Below are 16,587 nucleotides of genomic sequence, written 5' to 3'. Positions count from 1 at the left end.
CCGGTTTTCTTTCAGTCTATTTGGTTTGTAATATAAACTAGTTTATGTTTGATGTGTAATTAATCCCTGAATATGTCCAACATCAGCCGCTATCTATATCTCTTCATTTTTACCCCCCTATTCTCACTGGCGCAGCATAAAATCAGCGGCAAGGTAACCGATACCAAAAAGCGTCCTTTACCCGGTGTGAACATCGCAGTGAAAGGATCCTATGATGGCGCCACTACAGCAGCAGACGGTTCTTTTTCCTTTACCACCACCGCTACCGGCGACCAGTTATTATCTGCCACGCTCACCAACTACCAGACACTGGAACTGAAAATAAATACCGCCGCAGGCGAACAACTGAACATCGTGCTGAAAAACGCAGTGAATGCCCTGAGGGTGGTAACTATTTCTGCCGGCAGCTTTGAAGCCAGCGATGATAAGAAAGGTACGGTGCTGAAGCCGCTGGATATTGTAACCACAGCCGGCGCCGGCGCCGATATTGCCAATGCTATTAAAACATTGCCGGGCGCCCAGCAAACCAACGACCGCGAGGGCCTGTTTGTACGTGGCGGTACCGGTTATGAAACGCAAACCCTGATAGACGGCATGCTGGTAAGGAATCCTTTTTACAGCAGCCTGCCGGACATTCCGGGGCGTGGCCGCTTTTCTCCCTTCCTGTTTAAAGGAACTACCTTCAGCAGCGGCGGCTATTCCGCGCAATATGGCCAGGGGCTGTCGTCTGCACTGATCCTTGAATCCATCGATTTACCGGAGCGCTCATCTTCGTCCGTCGGGGTATCTGTAATAGGGGTAAGCGCCGGGCTGGACAATCTTTCAAAAGATAAAAAAACATCTTACGGAATGGAAGCCGATTATACAAACCTGTCGCCTTACTTCAACATCGTTAAGCCCAAAAACTCGCCGAACCTGGGTCCGGAAATCATTGGTACCTCCGTCAATTTCCGTCGTAAAACTTCCCGTACGGGCATGCTCAAATTCTACGGATATGGTAACTGGACCAAAATGGGTTTTAACTCCAACAGCCTGGAGTACCCGGGTTATACGGAGTCGTTTAAGCTGCATAACAATAACGTATACACGAATCTTACTTACCGGGAAAATATTGGCCACGACTGGCGCCTGTATATAGGTGCTTCCTTCAGCAGCAACACGGATAATATCAATGCAGACACCCTGTTGAAAGATCCGGCTCCCTCGCTGATCAAAGCGCGCTCTGACCTGGGCCAGGCGCGGGTTATGTTTTATAAGAATCTCGGACGCTTCTCTGTATTACGGCTGGGAGGGGAGTATCAGTATGCGGAAGAAAGATCTGCCTTTAATGAAAATAAAGCCAATTACACCGACAACTATACCGCCGCTTTTGCAGAAGGAGATATTTACTTTACCCCCAGTTTTGTAGGACGGGTAGGTGGCCGTGCGGAATATAGTTCTGTATTGGGAGAAATGAATGTTGCCCCCCGCGTGTCGCTGGCATATAAAATGAATAATTTCAGCCAGTTTTCCGCGGCCTATGGCGATTATTACCAGAAGCCGGAACCGCAGTATATCCGCTTCAGCCGCAACCTGGGCTATATGAAAGCCACCCATTACATCCTCAGCTATCAACGTGTGGCAATGGATTATACTTTCCGTACAGAGATATTTTATAAGAAGTATACCGACCTGGTAAAAACAACCCCGGCGTATAACAACAACGGCAGCGGGTATGCGCAGGGAATAGAGCTGTTCTGGCGCGACCGGAAAACATTTAAGAATGTGGATTACTGGGTATCGTACTCTTATCTGGATACCAAACGCGATTACCTGAACTATCCGTTCCGGGTACAGCCCGACTTTGCCGCCAATCATACTGCCAGCATTGTATACAAGCATTTTCTGCCAAAGCTCAGCACCAACCTGGGGTTAACGTATTCATTCGCTACAGGCCGTCCTTATTACAATCCCAATCAGCCTACGGACAAGTTTATGTCCGACAAGACAATGACCTATAACTCCGTGGGCGTGAGCGCCAGTTACCTTACCAGTATACGGAAAGCATTCACCATTTTTGTATTGTCGGTGAGCAATGTGCTGGGCAATAAACAGGTGTTTGGGTATCACTATTCTACCGATGGAATGCGCAGGGATGAAGTGGTGCCTAACGTACCGAGATTTATTTACCTGGGTATGTTCATGAATTTTGGTATCGACAGAAGACAGGATGTTATTAATAACCTCTAATCACAATAAATATGAAACGATTCTTTCTTGCTTTTTTATTTACCGGTAGCCTGGCTACTGCTGCAATGGCGCAAAGCGCCCAATATACAGACGCCATGACGAAGCAAACGTCTGACCTGGACAGCAGCGCCACTTTTACCCCCGATGGACTGCAACAAAAGGCCAACACTTTTGAACGTATTGCGGATGCCGAAAAAAGCCAGTGGCTGCCTTACTATTATGCTGCTTATATGCAGGTAATGCAGGCACTTACGCTGCAGGATAAAAGCCAGATAGATCCGCTGGCCGACAGGGCAGAGGGCAACCTGGAGAAGGCAGAGGCACTGAGCCCGAAGAATTCTGAAATTGCCTGTATCCGTTCATTGGTAGCTACGGCCCGGTTAACAGTAGATCCTATGACACGCGGTATGAAGTATGGCCCCGAAGCAGCAGCACTGCTGGAACAGGCGGCAGACTTCAACCCGGAGAACCCGCGCATTTACATGTTACGGGGACAATCATTATTATTTACACCTGAACAATGGGGGGGCAGTAAATCAAAAGCGAAAACAACACTGGAGCTGGCATTGCAAAAGTTTGCGGCCTTTAAGCCGGAAAACAGCATAGCTCCGCATTGGGGAGAACCATATACCCGCAAGCTGCTGGAACAAAGCCAGAAATAACCAGGTAGTATATTATTATTCAGATATTTAGTTATTTTGTTTCCGTGATAGATAAACCACTGAAACAAAATAGCTAAATATCAAAATAGCTGTATAAGAAAATTAAGCTCATGGACTTTAAAGATCTGGACCCGGTATTACATTCACAGTTGAGGCTGGCTATTATGTCCGTGTTGATCAGTGAAGAAGAAGCAGAATTTACGCTGCTGAAAGAAAAAACAAATGCCACCGCAGGTAATCTGAGTGTACAGATTAATAAACTACGCGATGCGGAATATATTTCCGTGGTGAAACAGTTTAAGGACAACTATCCGCAAACCATCTGCAAAATAACTCCCACCGGCAAAAAAGCCTTTGGGAACTACGTTACTTCCATACAATCTTATCTGAAAGCTGGTAAGCCGTAAAGTTATTCCGACGCCAGTTCTGTTTTCTTCAGTGGGTTCCGGGTGTTCTCGGCATAGCGTTCCCGTTGTTCCAGTATTTCCAGGCAGGTAAAGATGGCTTGTCTGAAAGAATCCGGGTCAGCCAGGTTTTTGCCCGCAATATCGAATGCGGTGCCATGATCCGGTGAGGTGCGTACAATGCCCAGTCCGGCGGTATAGTTAATACCATTGCCGCTGGCCAGTGATTTAAATGGTATGAGGCCCTGGTCGTGGTACATGGCCAGTACGCCATCGAATTGTTTAAACATTTCCCTTGCAAAGAAGGCGTCTGCGCTGTACGGTCCAAAACACAGGATACCATTGCCTTTCGCGTGTCTGATGGCTGGGGCAATGTGTTCAATTTCTTCCCGGCCTATCAGTCCGTCGTCGCCGGCATGAGGGTTGAGTCCCAATACAGCGATACGTGGCTGATCTACCCCGAAATCCTTTACCAGGCTATCTCTCATCAGGTGCAGTTTGCCCAGGATATTTTCTTTGGTCACATATTTTGCTACATCCGCGAGGGGTACGTGTTCTGTGAGCAGGCCTACGCGCATATTGTCGGCGGTCATGAACATGAGCACGTCTTTCGCATTGAAGGAATCCCTCAGGTAAGGCGTGTGGCCGGTATAGTTAAAAGTTTCGCTTTGAATATTGTTTTTATGGATGGGGGCCGTCACCAGGCCGGTGATATACCCGTCTTTCAAACAGTTGATAGCGGCGTCCAGCGCCTTTGCGGCGTATTTGCCACCGGTTTCATTCAGTACTCCGGGGGTGATCTGTACTTCTTCTTCCCAGCAGTTATATACGTTCACCTGCTTGTGATTAAGGCGGGTAAAGTCTTTAATACTCTGGTAGTTGAAATTATTTTCATTCATCAGCTTCCGGTAAAAGTTGATGGTTTTGTTGGATGCAAAAATCACCGGCGTACAAAATTCCATCATACGCGCGTCCATAAACGTTTTGATGATAATTTCGGCGCCTATGCTGTTGATATCGCCGATGGTGATGCCGATTACCGGTTTGTTGATCTGGGTAGTACTCATGCTGAATTGCCTCAATGAATGGCAAATATAAAGTATTTAGCGGTTAGCTTTTCGCTTTTAGCCGGCGGCATTTTCAAAAGCTAAAAGGCAGCGGCTAAAAGCTAATAAATGCTTTATCTTTGCGCTTCACAATGTATACACTAAAAAAATCACTCGGCCAGCACTTCCTCACAGATGAGAACATCTCGAGGAAAATTGTGGAGTCGCTACCTGTAATTGACGGCCAGCAAGTGCTGGAAGTGGGTCCCGGCGGGGGCGCCATCACAAAATACCTGTTGCAGCTGCCAGGCATTCATTTCAAGGCAATTGAGCTGGACAGGGAGAAGGTGGAGTTCCTGGAAAAAACGTACCCTGCTATCAGGGGCAAGCTGATCAACGAAAGCATCCTGGATGCCGCCCTGCCTTTTGAAGGCCCGTTTCGCCTCATCGGCAATTTTCCCTATAATATTTCTACCCAGATCATGTTTAAGCTGCTCGATTGGCGTCAGCAGGTGGATGTGGTAGTGGGAATGTTCCAGAAAGAAGTGGCACAACGTATTGCTGCTCCGCACGGGAACAAGGAATATGGCATCCTGAGCGTATTGTTACAGGCTTATTATAAGATTGAATATTTGTTTGAAGTACATGAAAACTGCTTCAATCCGCCGCCAAAAGTAAAATCTGCCGTCATCCGCCTCACCCGGCTGGAACAACCGGTAGATATTGCCTCTGAGCGCAAATTTTTTGTACTGGTGAAAACGGCTTTCGGACAACGGCGCAAGCAATTGCGTAATCCGCTGAAAACGATGTTTGACAAGGAACTGTTAGCACAGGACCCCATCTTTACAAAAAGAGCAGAGGAGCTGAGTGTGGCTGATTTTGCAGCATTATCCCATAAGATGATATGAGCAGGAAAGTATTAGTTACGGCAAAAACACATCCGTATTTGATTGAACAGCTGGAAAGCAAAGGGTATGAAGTTGCTTACCTGCCGGCTGTTACATATGATGAAGTATATCGTGAGATCGGTGAATGTACAGGACTGATTGTTACCACCCGTATCCACGTGGACAAGCAGATGATTGACCAGGCTAAGCACCTGCAGTGGATCGGCCGCCTCGGTTCGGGTATGGAGCTGATCGACGTGCCTTATGCAGAAAGTAAAGGCATCCGTTGTGTGAGCAGCCCTGAAGGTAACCGGGATGCGGTGGGCGAGCAGGCCGTGGGCATGCTGTTGTGCCTGTTGAACAATGTGCTGAAAAGCAGCCTGGAATTGCGGCAGGGCATCTGGGAGCGCGATGGTAACCGCGGATATGAACTGAACGGTAAAACCGTGGCTATCATTGGCTATGGTAACACGGGCAGCACCTTTGCGCATAAGTTGCAGGGGTTCGACGTTAATATCCTGGCATACGATAAATATAAAACAGGTTTTGGTACAGCGGCCGTTAAGGAGTCCACTATGGAAGAAATATTCCGGGAAGCAGATGTGGTAAGCTTACACCTGCCACTGACCGCCGAAACAAAATACCTGGGGAACGCGGCCTTTTTTGCCTCTTTTGCCCGGCCGGTGTGGTTCATGAATGTGGCCAGGGGCAAGCTGGTGAATAACCGCGACCTGATCGCCGCGCTCGGCAATGGGGTGCTGGCAGGCGCCTGCCTGGATGTGTTGGAGAATGAAAAACTAACTACTTATAACGAAGAAGAAAAAGAACAACTGGCCTGGTTGCTGAAGGCTGATAATGTAGTAGTAACCCCGCATATTGCAGGGTACTCACATCAGGCAAGCATCAAAATGGCCCGTATTGTATTAGAGAAACTGAATATACTTTAACCCTGCCCAAAGGGTGCGTTTTTCGGATGTAAATGATTGATTATCAATTTATTTATATCCGAAATAAGGAGCTTTTTTCTTTATACAAATTTCATTATATTTGCAATAATACCAGTAAACAACGCTTCTGTGCAAATGGAGGCGTTGATTTTTTTTTCTTATAACCAAAAAAACACAACAGGTTATGTCTGGCATAAATTACGTTACGAAAGAAACCCTTGATCAAATGATGAATGAACTGACCCAGCTTAAAACCAAAGGAAGGGCAGAGATTGCACGTGCTATTTCAGAAGCAAGGGAAAAGGGTGACTTAAAGGAAAATGCCGAATATGATGCCGCTAAAGAAGCGCAGGGTTTGCATGAAGCGAGGATTGCCACACTGGAAAATGCGATTGCAGCTTCCCGGATAGTGAGTGCAGATGCAATTGATACGTCAAAAGTGTCTATTCTTTGTAAGGTAACTATTACAAATGTAGCTAATAAGAAGACTGTTACTTACCAGATCGTTTCTGAAACCGAAGCGGATCTGAAGGCGGGCAAAATTTCGGTGACCTCTCCGATAGGCAAGGGCCTGTTGGGTAAGCAGGTAGGTGAGGTAGCTGAAGTGCAGGCGCCGAACGGGCAGATTAAATTTAAGATTGATAATATAACCGCATAAGCCTACTTTTTCATGATATTTGCAGGGGTTGCATTCATTTGCAGCCCCTGTTTTTTTATCATGTTACTAAGAACTACGTACTATGACCATCTTCACGAAAATTATCAAAGGCGAGATTCCGAGCTATAAAATAGCCGAGAACGAACATTTTTATGCTTTCCTGGATATTTTTCCGCTGGTAAAAGGGCATACCCTGGTGATACCCAAAACAGAAACAGATAAGTTCTTTGATGTGGCAGATAACCTGTTGCAGGAGTGGTTATTGTTTGCCAAGCCTATTGCTCAGGCCATAGAAAAAGTAATTCCCTGTAATCGTATAGGCGTTAGTGTGGTAGGACTGGAAGTGCCGCATGCCCATATGCATCTGATCCCCATTAATTCGGCAGATGATATGAATTTTTCCCGCAGTAAGCTGAAGCTGTCTGTAGAAGAATTTAAGGCAATACAAGCGCAGATTATCGCCGTAATGTAACGGTTATTTCGAGGGGATATTGAAACGGAATCCCACGCCATGCACGGTTTCCAGTTTGATTTGCGGATCTGATTTGAAATGTTTCCGCAGCTTGGTGATAAATACGTCCATACTGCGTCCGAGGAAATAGTCGTCTTTCCCCCATACATTGGAAAGTATGTCTTCTCTTTTCAGTGTTTTATTGGGATTATTACAGAAGTATTTCAGCAAGTCCGCTTCTTTTTGTGTAACAGAAATGGATATATCTCCATTGGAAGTATAGAGCCGGAGATCTTCATAATCAAAGGTAAGCAGGCCTATTGTATAGAGGTTTAACTTGTCTTTCCCGCGGCTCATGGTCCGTTTCAGGAAAACTTCTATGCGCAGGATCAGTTCCTGCATACTGAAAGGTTTACTGATATAATCATCCGCACCGGTTTGGAGTCCGGCTATTCTGTCTTCTTTTTCATTTTTAGAAGTGAGGAATAATATAGGAACATGGTCGTTGAGTTCGCGGATTTGCTGCGCCAGTTGTAGGCCGTCTTTTTTGGGCATTACCACGTCCAGCAAACAAATATCGAATGAGCGTAACTGGAACTGTTCCCACGCTGCCTGGCCGTCTATACTGTGCACTACATCATAGCCCGCTTCTTCCAATCGTTTCTTCGTAACCGCACCAATATTTTGATCATCTTCCACCAATAGGATTCTTGCTTTCATATCTGCCTGATGCTGATTAATATAAAAAAGCTTGTTATACAATTTCCGTATAACAAATGATGGTCACTTTTCATAGTTAAGCTGTTGTCCGGACGCATGGCCGTTAGCTTTAATTGGGTTATTGAATTTAAACCAAAGTAACTACAATTTACGGATTTATGAAATAACCTTTTAACCAGGTAATTTTTATCTGGAAATCCTTTCCGGGTGCTGCTGCAGGAACTTCTCCCAGCCTTTTGCCTTGCCTGTTCCTGCGAGCGGATTACTTTCCTGGTAAAAGTGGCACACGGCCACTGCGAGAGCGTCTGTAGCATCTAGGTAATCAGGGCGTTCTGAGATACTGAGTATACGTTGCAGCATCAGCCAAACCTGTTCTTTATCAGCATTGCCATTACCTGTAACAGATTGTTTTACTTTTTTGGGGGAATATTCGGTGACCTCCAGACCAGCCTGGATAGCCGCTGCAATAGCCACGCCCTGGGCGCGGCCCAGTTTCAGCATACTTTGCACATTCTTGCCAAAAAAGGGCGCTTCAATGGCAAAACTGCTTGGCTGGTGCTCTTGAATAAGTTCCTGTACCCGGCAATGAATCAGCTGTAGTCTTTCGTAGTGATCTTTGAATTTAGAGAGTTTCAATACATTCATCTCCAGGAGGCTGGCCTTTTTTCCTTCGATAAGTATAAGCCCATAGCCCATTACAAGGGTGCCAGGGTCAATGCCGAGAATTATTTTTGACTTGTTTGCCAACAGGAGTTTATTTTTGCCAAAATTTGACTGTCTGAACAAAAGTACCAAAATAATTCTCAATTACTTATTAGGGGCGGGGCTTTTTACTTGGCTGGCATACTCTATCTACTCGCAACTCATCCATCGTGATAACCTGCAACAATCCGTGCGGCACATGTGGGGAGCCTTGCAGGAGAAAGGCTGGGTGGGCATTTTCCTCGTTACGGTACTGATGCTCTTCAACTGGGGACTGGAAGCCCGTAAGTGGCAGAAGCTGGTGAAACCCCTCGAAGAAGTGTCGTTCCTGCGGTCGTTCAGTGCCATCCTTTCCGGCGTATCCCTGTCTATAAACACCCCAAATCGTGTAGGCGAATACGGTGGACGCATACTTTACCTGAAAAATCATAATAAACTGAAAGCCATTGCGGCAACTATAGTAGGAAGTTTCAGCCAGCTGATCGTCACTATTATTTTTGGGTTAATTGGTTTGCTCTATTATATCAACAACTACGCACTGGCAAAAGAAAGCGCCTTCCTTACGCCTTCCTTATGGCAGAAATTAGTCCTGATTACCGGTACAGTAATTTGTGGCCTGACGATATTGTTATATTTTCGGTTACAAATAATTCTGTCTGTATTTGAAAAGATACCTTTCCTTCGTAAAGCGAAGGTGTTTGTGCAGATCATTGTTAAGTACTCTTCCGGCGATTTACGTTACCTGTTGCTGCTTTCAGCCCTCCGGTACATAGTCTTCTCGGCACAGTATTTGATTTTGTTGGACGCACTTGGCATGGAATTTCTATGGTGGCAGGCCTTCTTACTGAACAGTGTCATCTACCTGGTAATGGCAGGAGTTCCTACCATCGCTATCGCTGAATTAGGAGTCCGGGGAAAGGTGAGTATCTTTTTTCTTGGGTTGCTTAGCTCCAATACCGTGGCCATCGTAGCTGCCACCGCAGGTATATGGCTCATTAACCTGGTAATACCGGCAGTTTTGGGAAGTGTGCTGTTGTTAGGAGTAAAAATTTTTAAGGAAAAATAGCTTCCATCAATGAAGTATTTGCTACTCATAATTTTAGGACTTTCCTGTATTCAACCCGTTGAAGCACAAACCGATTTCTGCTCCATCCGTAACAGCAGCTTTAATGCTGGTGAAAGTATTACCCTGAAAGTATTCTATAATCTTGGTAAAATGTACGTAGGCGCCGGGGAAGCCACTTTTAACGTGGCACTGGAACGCTTCGCCAACCGCGATGTTTATCATGTGGTAGGCGACGGCAAAACCTACCGGGCATACGACTGGATCTTTAAAGTACGCGACAAGTACGAAAGCTACATAGATACCGCTACCCTGCAACCCCTCAAATTTGTCCGGAACGTAAACGAAGGCGGGTACAAGATCTTTAATAATGTAGTGTTTAACCAGGCCAGCCACCAGGCCATCAGCACAAATGGCACCTTTACCGTTCCCCCCTGCGTACAGGACGTGATCAGCGCAATCTATTACGCCCGTAACATCGACTTTAACAAATACAACACAGGCGATAAGATCCCCTTCGCCATGTTCCTCGACGACCAGGTATATAATATCTACATAAGATACATGGGTAAGGAAGAAGTAAATACTAAGTTCGGGAAGTTCCGGGCCATTAAATTCAAGCCCCTCCTCATCAAAGGTACCATCTTCGAAGGCGGTGAGAAAATGACCGTGTGGGTAAGCGACGATGCCAATAAAGTGCCTTTACGCATTGAAAGTCCCATATCTGTAGGGAATATAGTGGTAGACATGATCAATTATTCCAACCTCCGTTACCCCTTCACTTCGCTGCTAAACAAGAAATAATAAGGCTTAAGCCGCACCCATCACCATAAGTTTAACAATTCATTTGAGGGCCGTCGCCCAAATTTTACCGACCTTTCGTGCCGCAGAAAAACTTTATATTTGTTGTAATCAACCCTTTATGATTATGGAAGAACGTAAACCGAAAATATTATTGGCTGAGGATGATACCAATCTGGGTATGGTGCTGAAAAATTACCTGGAGCTGAATGATTATGATGTGGAATTATGCCGCGATGGTATCCTGGCCCTGGCCGCCTTCCGCCGCGAAAAATTTGACATCTGTCTGCTGGACATTATGATGCCCAATATGGACGGATTTAAACTGGCGGAAGAAATCAGGGACGTAGACCCCGATATTCCCCTTTTCTTCCTCTCCGCCAAAACCATGAAGGAAGATATTATCCAGGGGTACAAACTAGGCGCAGATGATTATATCTCCAAGCCATTCGATAGCGAATTACTGCTGCTGAAAATCAAAGCCATCCTGAAACGCAACCAGGAACTGAACAACAAGGAAGAAGAAATTCACGAATTCGTGATCGGATCCTATGCCTTCAATTCCCGCCTGCGCACCCTGGCCCATAACGGTGAAACACATACGTTATCCCCTAAAGAAAACGAATTGCTGCACATGTTGTGTGAACATAAAAATGATCTCTTACCACGCGAACTGGCACTGAAGAAAATATGGGGTAGCGATACCTACTTCAACGGCCGCAGCATGGACGTATACATCGCCAAACTGCGCAAATACCTGAAAGACGACACCAATATTGAAATCGTAAATATTCATGGTAACGGCTTCCGACTGGTGGTGAAAGAATAGGGATCGCCGCGGATTTTGTCTTTCTCAGGATTACGCTGATTATACTGATTTTACCTTTGGATTTTTATATTTTTTTTAGATTTAATAATAATTAAGGGAGATAAAAGCGAATATATCCGCTTCTATCTCCCTTAATCCTTTATAAAATCCAAAAAGTAAAATCAGTATAATCAGCGTAATCCTGAGAAAGACAAAATCCGCGCTAAAACAACATATTTGTTCCTCCCCTGAAGGAAGTCTTCCCCAGGTGGATATACGCTTTCTCCGTTACTTCCCTTCCCCGCGGGGTACGTTTAATAAACCCTTCCTGTATCAGGAATGGCTCGTATACTTCTTCCAGGGTACCCGCTTCTTCCCCTACCGCCGTGGCAATAGTGGTGATACCTACCGGTCCTCCCTTGAAGTTTTCAATGATCGTATTGAGAATACGGTTATCCATTTCATCTAAACCATATTCATCCACATTCAGCGCTTTCAGGCTCAGGAGCGCTATTTCCATATCAATAACCCCATTGCCTATTACCTGGGCGAAATCGCGCACACGGCGTAGCAATCCATTAGCAATACGGGGCGTACCACGTGACCGGCGGGCTATTTCGCTGGCCGCATCAGAAGTGATCTTTGTATTCAGTAAACCGGCAGCCCGCCACAGGATCTTATGCAGCGTGGCGGCATTATAATATTCCAGCCTCGATTTGATCCCGAACCGCGACAACAACGGGGCTGTAAGCAACCCGGACCGGGTAGTGGCCCCGATCAGCGTAAACGGCTGCAGGTTAATCTGTATGGCACGCGCACTGGGGCCCGTATCAATCATAATATCAATGCGGTAATCTTCCATAGCGGAATACAGGTATTCCTCCACCACGGTGCTTAACCGGTGAATTTCATCAATAAACAACACATCTTTGTCTTCCAGGTTGGTCAGCAGGCCGGCCAGGTCGCCGGGCTTTTCAATCACCGGCCCGGAAGTTTCCCGGATATTTACGCCCAGCTCATTCGCTACAATACGCGACAGTGTGGTTTTACCAAGGCCCGGAGGGCCGTGGAACAGCACATGGTCAAGCGCTTCCCCACGCATTTTCGCCGCTTTAATGAATATCTTCAGGTTCTCGATAATTTGGTCCTGCCCGGAAAAATCAAGGATCTCCCGCGGACGTATACTATTCTCGAACTCTTTCTCAGCGGCGCTGAGCTTATTCTCTTCTGGTCTTAAAGGCTGATTGGACATAATTGTATATGCCAAAAATACACAAATATTCAAAGGTATCAGGCAGCTATTGTATGTTCGTTTTTATATGCTTATTTTAATAGATTAAAATCACCCCATTATATGCGTAAGTACCTGTTGCTCCCCGTTTACTTAGCCCTTGCCAGTATCCCCCTTGCTACCATTGCTCAGTCAACATTTAAAAAGAATGATTCCTGGCGGTACCAGGTATTGGTAAGAGATAGTTTTCCTCCACACTATTTACAGGAAGTCCGGAAAATAATACGGATTACTATTACCGGCGTCAACCCGGATGGTAGCGCCAATGGGGTGTATGTGCTGGAGAGTATAGCTGTCCAGGGATCGGGCGCTAATTTTAATTCAGCAGATCCGGATAGTTATGCAGGAGAGTGGCGGATAATGGAGTTTATGCAGCTGTTACATCAACCGCTGGAATTTAAAATATTTCCCAATGATAGTGTCAGTGAACCAGGTAATACTGCTGCTGTTGCTAAGGCTGCTGGAGCATCTCTTGGGTTGACGAACGAAATGCAGGATGTTCTTGCTGGTAACTGGAAGTTTTTGCAGGTGGAACTAAAATTCCTGTTTCCCACGTCACCAAAGCAGTTGGCTGTAAATGATGAATGGAAAGAAAGTCCCTGGAAATTCAAAGTCGTGAACGCCGGGAGGGATCTGGTGGAAGTAGCAGGCACTCCTGATGAGAACAACAGCGACAGCGTGCTGGTAACAGGCGCCATTTCGTATACCCTTTCCCGTAACAGGAGCAATGTGCAAACGTTCAGGTCGATAAGCCGGCAGGCGCTGAGAAGCGGCAAGGTACTAACAACAAGAGAAATAAATATATTATCGTCTCCCCCTAAAGCATTACCAGCTGATACAGCCTGGTTTAATACATTGGCACGTATGAGCAGAATGAGTAACTGGCTGAAGGTAAACGGAGAATCCGATTCTGCAAAAATTGCGCAGTTCCTCGCGGTGAATGCGCCCAAATATGGTAACCGGCTGGCCTTTAAACTGGCAAAGCTGGATATCTATAACGGTTCCGAGTATATGTATGAGCAATACCGGACCGCACTGAAAGATGTTCCGTCAGCAGCATTGGCCGGATCGTCTTCTCACTTGTTTAATAAGTTACAAAATACGTATTATCAAAATCCGGATAGTGCGATGGTGCTGTTGAAACTTTTGTCTGCCGACAGAAGCTTACTTGACTCCTGGCTGGACCAATCCTTCGCGCAATATTTGCCGCAACATGATTTTGATACTGTAGATGCAAAAAAGGAGTTTCGTAGCAGAGGTGTCAGTGAAGCGCGCATCGCGGAAATATTTGAAGAAAGCAGGAAAGCGCCTGCTGGCGCACAATTGCTGATGACCAGGATGCTGGCGGAAAAGGACAGTATTTTGCAGGTATCTTTACGACCGATGTCTTTGTGGAATAAAGCCATGTATACAACGGATACGGCTATATTAAAAAGTATTGCGGCAGACTTCGGGCAAATAAGCCCCGCAGAAATGACGTTGGGTAAAGCGGCCCGTTATGAATTGCTGGTGCAGGACATCCTGCGCAAAGCCAATATGCCGGTGGTGGCAGATGCTTTGCTGGACAAGGCATTAAGTGATCTTAAAAACAATCAGGCCGATACCGCTTTCTGGACCGCGCATCCGGAATTGAAAAATAAAAAAGCAGCGAATAAAAATATCCTTTCACATGCTTATTACCTTAAATACGAACATACAAAGGCGACCGATAAAAAATCAGCGCTGAACTACCTGGCGCTGGCGGCAGGCACTGCCCCGAAAAGCAACGCCGAAAAAGCTCATGAGAGTTTTTACGATCGTGCTTTTCTCCACTCGGAAGAAAATTACAGCCCCCGTTTCGCTAAAGAACTGGAAGCACTCGGCAAGCCGGAAGAAGCCATGAGAGTGTTGTCGAAGCAGCTTTCCGCCCAGCCGGATATGCTGGACAGTACCCGCGCCTTTTTCAATGCACACTTTCCCGGTAAATCTTTCAATGCCTACTTCCGGGATGTATTGCTGAAAGAATGGGAGGATGCGCCGGACTTTACACTGAAAGGGATGAACAATGAAAATATCCGCCTGGCAGATTACCGGGGCAAATGGCTGTTGCTGGATTTCTGGGGCACCTGGTGTCCACCCTGCCGGAAAGACTTGCCACACCTCAATCAGCTGGCTGAAGAAATAAATGCAGGGAAGTATCCCGGAAACGCAGTACTGGCGGTTTCCTGCGGGGAGCCAATAGAAACAACACGCAGCTTTATAGCCGCCAACAAATACGTTTTCCCCGCCGCCCATGCTGATGATCAGATCGAAAAATCTTACAAAATAAAAGGTTATCCTACCAAAGTGTTAGTTTCGCCTGACGGGAAAATGTTAGACTTGCAATTCGGAGCAGACTATGCTGCCATCCTGCAGGCATATAGCAATGCCTATTTCACACAGGAAAAAGAACAACCGTCAACCATCAGAATAGACAACAAGAAAAAGGATTAACCGCTTATATGAAGAAATCACTGTTATTATTATTGGCTGCCGGCAGCCTTTCCACTACCGGCTATGCACAGGATATCAAGGAAAAAGAAGTAGCACGCATCATCAGCACACTGGCTGCCGACGACATGGAAGGACGTTTCCCCGGCACACCCGGTATTGAAAAGGCAGCGCAGTTTATCAGCAGTGAGTTTGCGAAAGCAGGTATTCAACCGCTGCCCGGCGAAAAAAACTTTCTGCAGGAATTCGGCAAGTTCAGTTTAAAAACTACCAGTGTATCCCTTACCGTTAGCGGGGAAGCTAAAGACTGGCCCGTTGCCGCTGTGGGCGCCGGCCGCAGCTTCGACTGGGAAAAGGATAGCAGTTACAACACCGTTTACGCCAATGAACCGGCCGAACTGATGAAAATACTGCGTAACCCGGAAGCTGTACAAAAGAATACCGTCGTTTGGGTAGGTGCGGCAATGGCCGGCTACATCAGCAATATCACCGCGTCCTTTTCAGAACGCAGTTATGATACAAAGAGTGAGCTGGAAGCAGTACCGCCTGCTGAAAAGCAGGTTATACTCGTATTCGCAAAAGAGACGGTGGCAGATACTGCCTCCTGGAGCATTCATCTCCGCCGCGAAGTTACCGGGCAGCACTTTGCCAACGTAGCCGGTATGATTAAAGGGAATACCAAACCGGATGAGTTCGTGATCTTCTCCGGGCACTACGATCACCTGGGTATATTGCCTTCCGAGGCAGGCGACAGCATCGCCAACGGTGCGGATGATGATGCATCCGGTACTACAGCGGTAATCATGCTGTCGAAGTATTTTAAGAAACACCCTCCCAAACGCTCCGTGATTTTTGTAGCCTTTACAGCAGAAGAATCCGGCGGACATGGATCACGCTATTTTTCAGAACACCAGGATCCGGAGAAAGTAGTAGCCATGTTTAATATTGAAATGATTGGTAAGGAATCCAAATTCGGTAAGAACAGCGCTTTTATCACCGGGTTTGAAAGATCCAGCTTTGGCCCTATCCTCCAGCGCAACCTGAAAGGATCGAGCTTTGCCTTCCATCCCGATCCCTATCCGGAGCAGGGCCTGTTTTACAGGTCAGACAATGCCACCCTCGCCAGGCAAGGCGTGCCGGCACATACTATCTCCACCACGCAAATAGATAAAGACCTCTTTTATCATACCGTAAAAGATGAATTGGCTACACTTGATATTAAAAACATTACAGATATTATTAAAGCAATTGCCATCAGCGCCGGTACTATTGTGAACGGTACGGATACGCCTACACGAATTGAAAAGGCGTTGCTGAAAAAATAACTCATATATTGATCCGGTTGAATGAAGCTCAACCGGATCATTCTTTTTTAATTAACAGTGAACTTATTTTTTTCTCCAAATTCTTTGTTAAATTTACTGCACGACTTTTCCCAATTAGTCATTT

16 protein-coding genes are annotated in these 16,587 nt (G+C 46.2%); 12 read left to right on the top strand and 4 right to left on the bottom strand.

Translation table 11 applies throughout. The features are described 5' to 3' along the window. Positions 1-72: 72 nt before the first annotated feature. From ACMXI2_RS25560 to ACMXI2_RS25550, 3 genes are all read left to right on the top strand, one after another. Positions 73-2,229, top strand: coding sequence for a TonB-dependent receptor (locus ACMXI2_RS25560; RefSeq protein WP_483778769.1), 2,157 nt, complete (start codon positions 73-75; stop codon positions 2,227-2,229). 11 nt (positions 2,230-2,240) lie between these two features. After that, entirely contained in the window at positions 2,241-2,891 is a 651-nt protein-coding gene (locus ACMXI2_RS25555; RefSeq protein WP_483778768.1) for a hypothetical protein, read from the top strand. 110 nt (positions 2,892-3,001) lie between these two features. Further along, entirely contained in the window at positions 3,002-3,298 is a 297-nt protein-coding gene (locus ACMXI2_RS25550) for a winged helix-turn-helix domain-containing protein (RefSeq protein WP_483778767.1), read from the top strand. A 2-nt stretch (positions 3,299-3,300) separates the two neighbouring features. On the opposite strand, the gene pdxA is transcribed toward ACMXI2_RS25550, so the two are convergent. After that, positions 3,301-4,377, bottom strand: coding sequence for a 4-hydroxythreonine-4-phosphate dehydrogenase PdxA (gene pdxA / locus ACMXI2_RS25545; protein ID WP_483778766.1), 1,077 nt, complete (start codon positions 4,375-4,377; stop codon positions 3,301-3,303). Between the two features lie 116 nt (positions 4,378-4,493). Here pdxA and rsmA point away from each other — a divergent pair, with 116 nt between their 5' ends. The 4 genes from rsmA to ACMXI2_RS25525 all read left to right on the top strand — a co-directional run bounded on the left by rsmA (position 4,494) and on the right by ACMXI2_RS25525 (position 7,305). Further along, positions 4,494-5,249: a 16S rRNA (adenine(1518)-N(6)/adenine(1519)-N(6))-dimethyltransferase RsmA gene (gene rsmA / locus ACMXI2_RS25540; protein WP_483778765.1), complete on the top strand. Its 756-nt coding sequence runs from the start codon at positions 4,494-4,496 to the stop codon at positions 5,247-5,249. Next, positions 5,246-6,175: an NAD(P)-dependent oxidoreductase gene (locus ACMXI2_RS25535; protein WP_483778764.1), complete on the top strand. Its 930-nt coding sequence runs from the start codon at positions 5,246-5,248 to the stop codon at positions 6,173-6,175. The genes rsmA and ACMXI2_RS25535 overlap by 4 nt, the downstream gene beginning before the upstream one ends. Before the next feature lie 184 nt (positions 6,176-6,359). After that, positions 6,360-6,833, top strand: a complete 474-nt coding sequence (greA, locus tag ACMXI2_RS25530; RefSeq protein WP_483778763.1) for a transcription elongation factor GreA — start codon at positions 6,360-6,362, stop codon at positions 6,831-6,833. A gap of 82 nt (positions 6,834-6,915) precedes the next feature. Next, on the top strand, positions 6,916-7,305 hold the full coding sequence (locus ACMXI2_RS25525) for an HIT family protein (RefSeq protein ID WP_483778762.1): 390 nt from the start codon (positions 6,916-6,918) through the stop codon (positions 7,303-7,305). Positions 7,306-7,308: 3 nt separating this feature from the next. On the opposite strand, the gene ACMXI2_RS25520 is transcribed toward ACMXI2_RS25525, so the two are convergent. Together ACMXI2_RS25520 and ruvC are read right to left on the bottom strand one after the other, a co-directional pair. Continuing rightward, positions 7,309-8,004 (bottom strand): response regulator transcription factor, encoded by a 696-nt coding sequence (locus tag ACMXI2_RS25520; RefSeq protein WP_483778761.1) that lies wholly within the window; start codon positions 8,002-8,004, stop codon positions 7,309-7,311. A gap of 186 nt (positions 8,005-8,190) precedes the next feature. Beyond that, positions 8,191-8,751, bottom strand: a complete 561-nt coding sequence (gene ruvC / locus ACMXI2_RS25515; protein WP_483778760.1) for a crossover junction endodeoxyribonuclease RuvC — start codon at positions 8,749-8,751, stop codon at positions 8,191-8,193. A gap of 154 nt (positions 8,752-8,905) precedes the next feature. Between ruvC and ACMXI2_RS25510 the strand changes: the two genes are divergently transcribed. The 3 genes from ACMXI2_RS25510 to ACMXI2_RS25500 all read left to right on the top strand — a co-directional run bounded on the left by ACMXI2_RS25510 (position 8,906) and on the right by ACMXI2_RS25500 (position 11,399). After that, positions 8,906-9,772, top strand: a complete 867-nt coding sequence (locus tag ACMXI2_RS25510) for a lysylphosphatidylglycerol synthase domain-containing protein (protein WP_483778759.1) — start codon at positions 8,906-8,908, stop codon at positions 9,770-9,772. A gap of 9 nt (positions 9,773-9,781) precedes the next feature. Next, positions 9,782-10,573 (top strand): DUF3108 domain-containing protein, encoded by a 792-nt coding sequence (locus ACMXI2_RS25505; RefSeq protein ID WP_483778758.1) that lies wholly within the window; start codon positions 9,782-9,784, stop codon positions 10,571-10,573. 124 nt (positions 10,574-10,697) lie between these two features. Then, positions 10,698-11,399 carry a response regulator transcription factor gene (locus ACMXI2_RS25500; RefSeq protein ID WP_420986857.1) on the top strand — a complete coding sequence of 234 codons (702 nt, stop codon included), beginning with the start codon at positions 10,698-10,700 and terminating at the stop codon, positions 11,397-11,399. Between the two features lie 202 nt (positions 11,400-11,601). Here ACMXI2_RS25500 and ruvB read toward each other — a convergent pair whose 3' ends face one another. Next, on the bottom strand, positions 11,602-12,645 hold the full coding sequence (gene ruvB, locus ACMXI2_RS25495) for a Holliday junction branch migration DNA helicase RuvB (RefSeq protein ID WP_227024681.1): 1,044 nt from the start codon (positions 12,643-12,645) through the stop codon (positions 11,602-11,604). 87 nt (positions 12,646-12,732) lie between these two features. Between ruvB and ACMXI2_RS25490 the strand changes: the two genes are divergently transcribed. Continuing rightward, entirely contained in the window at positions 12,733-15,141 is a 2,409-nt protein-coding gene (locus tag ACMXI2_RS25490) for a TlpA family protein disulfide reductase (RefSeq protein ID WP_483778757.1), read from the top strand. An 8-nt stretch (positions 15,142-15,149) separates the two neighbouring features. Next, positions 15,150-16,463: a M20/M25/M40 family metallo-hydrolase gene (locus ACMXI2_RS25485; protein WP_483778756.1), complete on the top strand. Its 1,314-nt coding sequence runs from the start codon at positions 15,150-15,152 to the stop codon at positions 16,461-16,463. Positions 16,464-16,587 lie beyond the last annotated feature (124 nt).

Source organism: Chitinophaga sp. G7 BAM 1005 (genome assembly GCF_057126945.1).
Note: the sequence above shows the minus strand (reverse complement) of the source record. Positions and strands in the feature narration are given on the sequence as shown.

What these genes read in the sequence shown, in the direction of transcription:
- ACMXI2_RS25560 (WP_483778769.1), top strand. Translation starts at nt 73, where the DNA reads ATGTCCAACATCAGCCGCTATCTATATCTCTTCATTTTTACCCCCCTA.
- ACMXI2_RS25555 (WP_483778768.1), top strand. Translation starts at nt 2,241, where the DNA reads ATGAAACGATTCTTTCTTGCTTTTTTATTTACCGGTAGCCTGGCTACT.
- ACMXI2_RS25550 (WP_483778767.1), top strand. Translation starts at nt 3,002, where the DNA reads ATGGACTTTAAAGATCTGGACCCGGTATTACATTCACAGTTGAGGCTG.
- rsmA (WP_483778765.1), top strand. Translation starts at nt 4,494, where the DNA reads ATGTATACACTAAAAAAATCACTCGGCCAGCACTTCCTCACAGATGAG.
- ACMXI2_RS25535 (WP_483778764.1), top strand. Translation starts at nt 5,246, where the DNA reads ATGAGCAGGAAAGTATTAGTTACGGCAAAAACACATCCGTATTTGATT.
- greA (WP_483778763.1), top strand. Translation starts at nt 6,360, where the DNA reads ATGTCTGGCATAAATTACGTTACGAAAGAAACCCTTGATCAAATGATG.
- ACMXI2_RS25525 (WP_483778762.1), top strand. Translation starts at nt 6,916, where the DNA reads ATGACCATCTTCACGAAAATTATCAAAGGCGAGATTCCGAGCTATAAA.
- ACMXI2_RS25520 (WP_483778761.1), bottom strand. Translation starts at nt 8,004, where the DNA reads ATGAAAGCAAGAATCCTATTGGTGGAAGATGATCAAAATATTGGTGCG.
- ACMXI2_RS25510 (WP_483778759.1), top strand. Translation starts at nt 8,906, where the DNA reads ATGTGGGGAGCCTTGCAGGAGAAAGGCTGGGTGGGCATTTTCCTCGTT.
- ACMXI2_RS25505 (WP_483778758.1), top strand. Translation starts at nt 9,782, where the DNA reads ATGAAGTATTTGCTACTCATAATTTTAGGACTTTCCTGTATTCAACCC.
- ACMXI2_RS25500 (WP_420986857.1), top strand. Translation starts at nt 10,698, where the DNA reads ATGGAAGAACGTAAACCGAAAATATTATTGGCTGAGGATGATACCAAT.
- ACMXI2_RS25490 (WP_483778757.1), top strand. Translation starts at nt 12,733, where the DNA reads ATGCGTAAGTACCTGTTGCTCCCCGTTTACTTAGCCCTTGCCAGTATC.
- ACMXI2_RS25485 (WP_483778756.1), top strand. Translation starts at nt 15,150, where the DNA reads ATGAAGAAATCACTGTTATTATTATTGGCTGCCGGCAGCCTTTCCACT.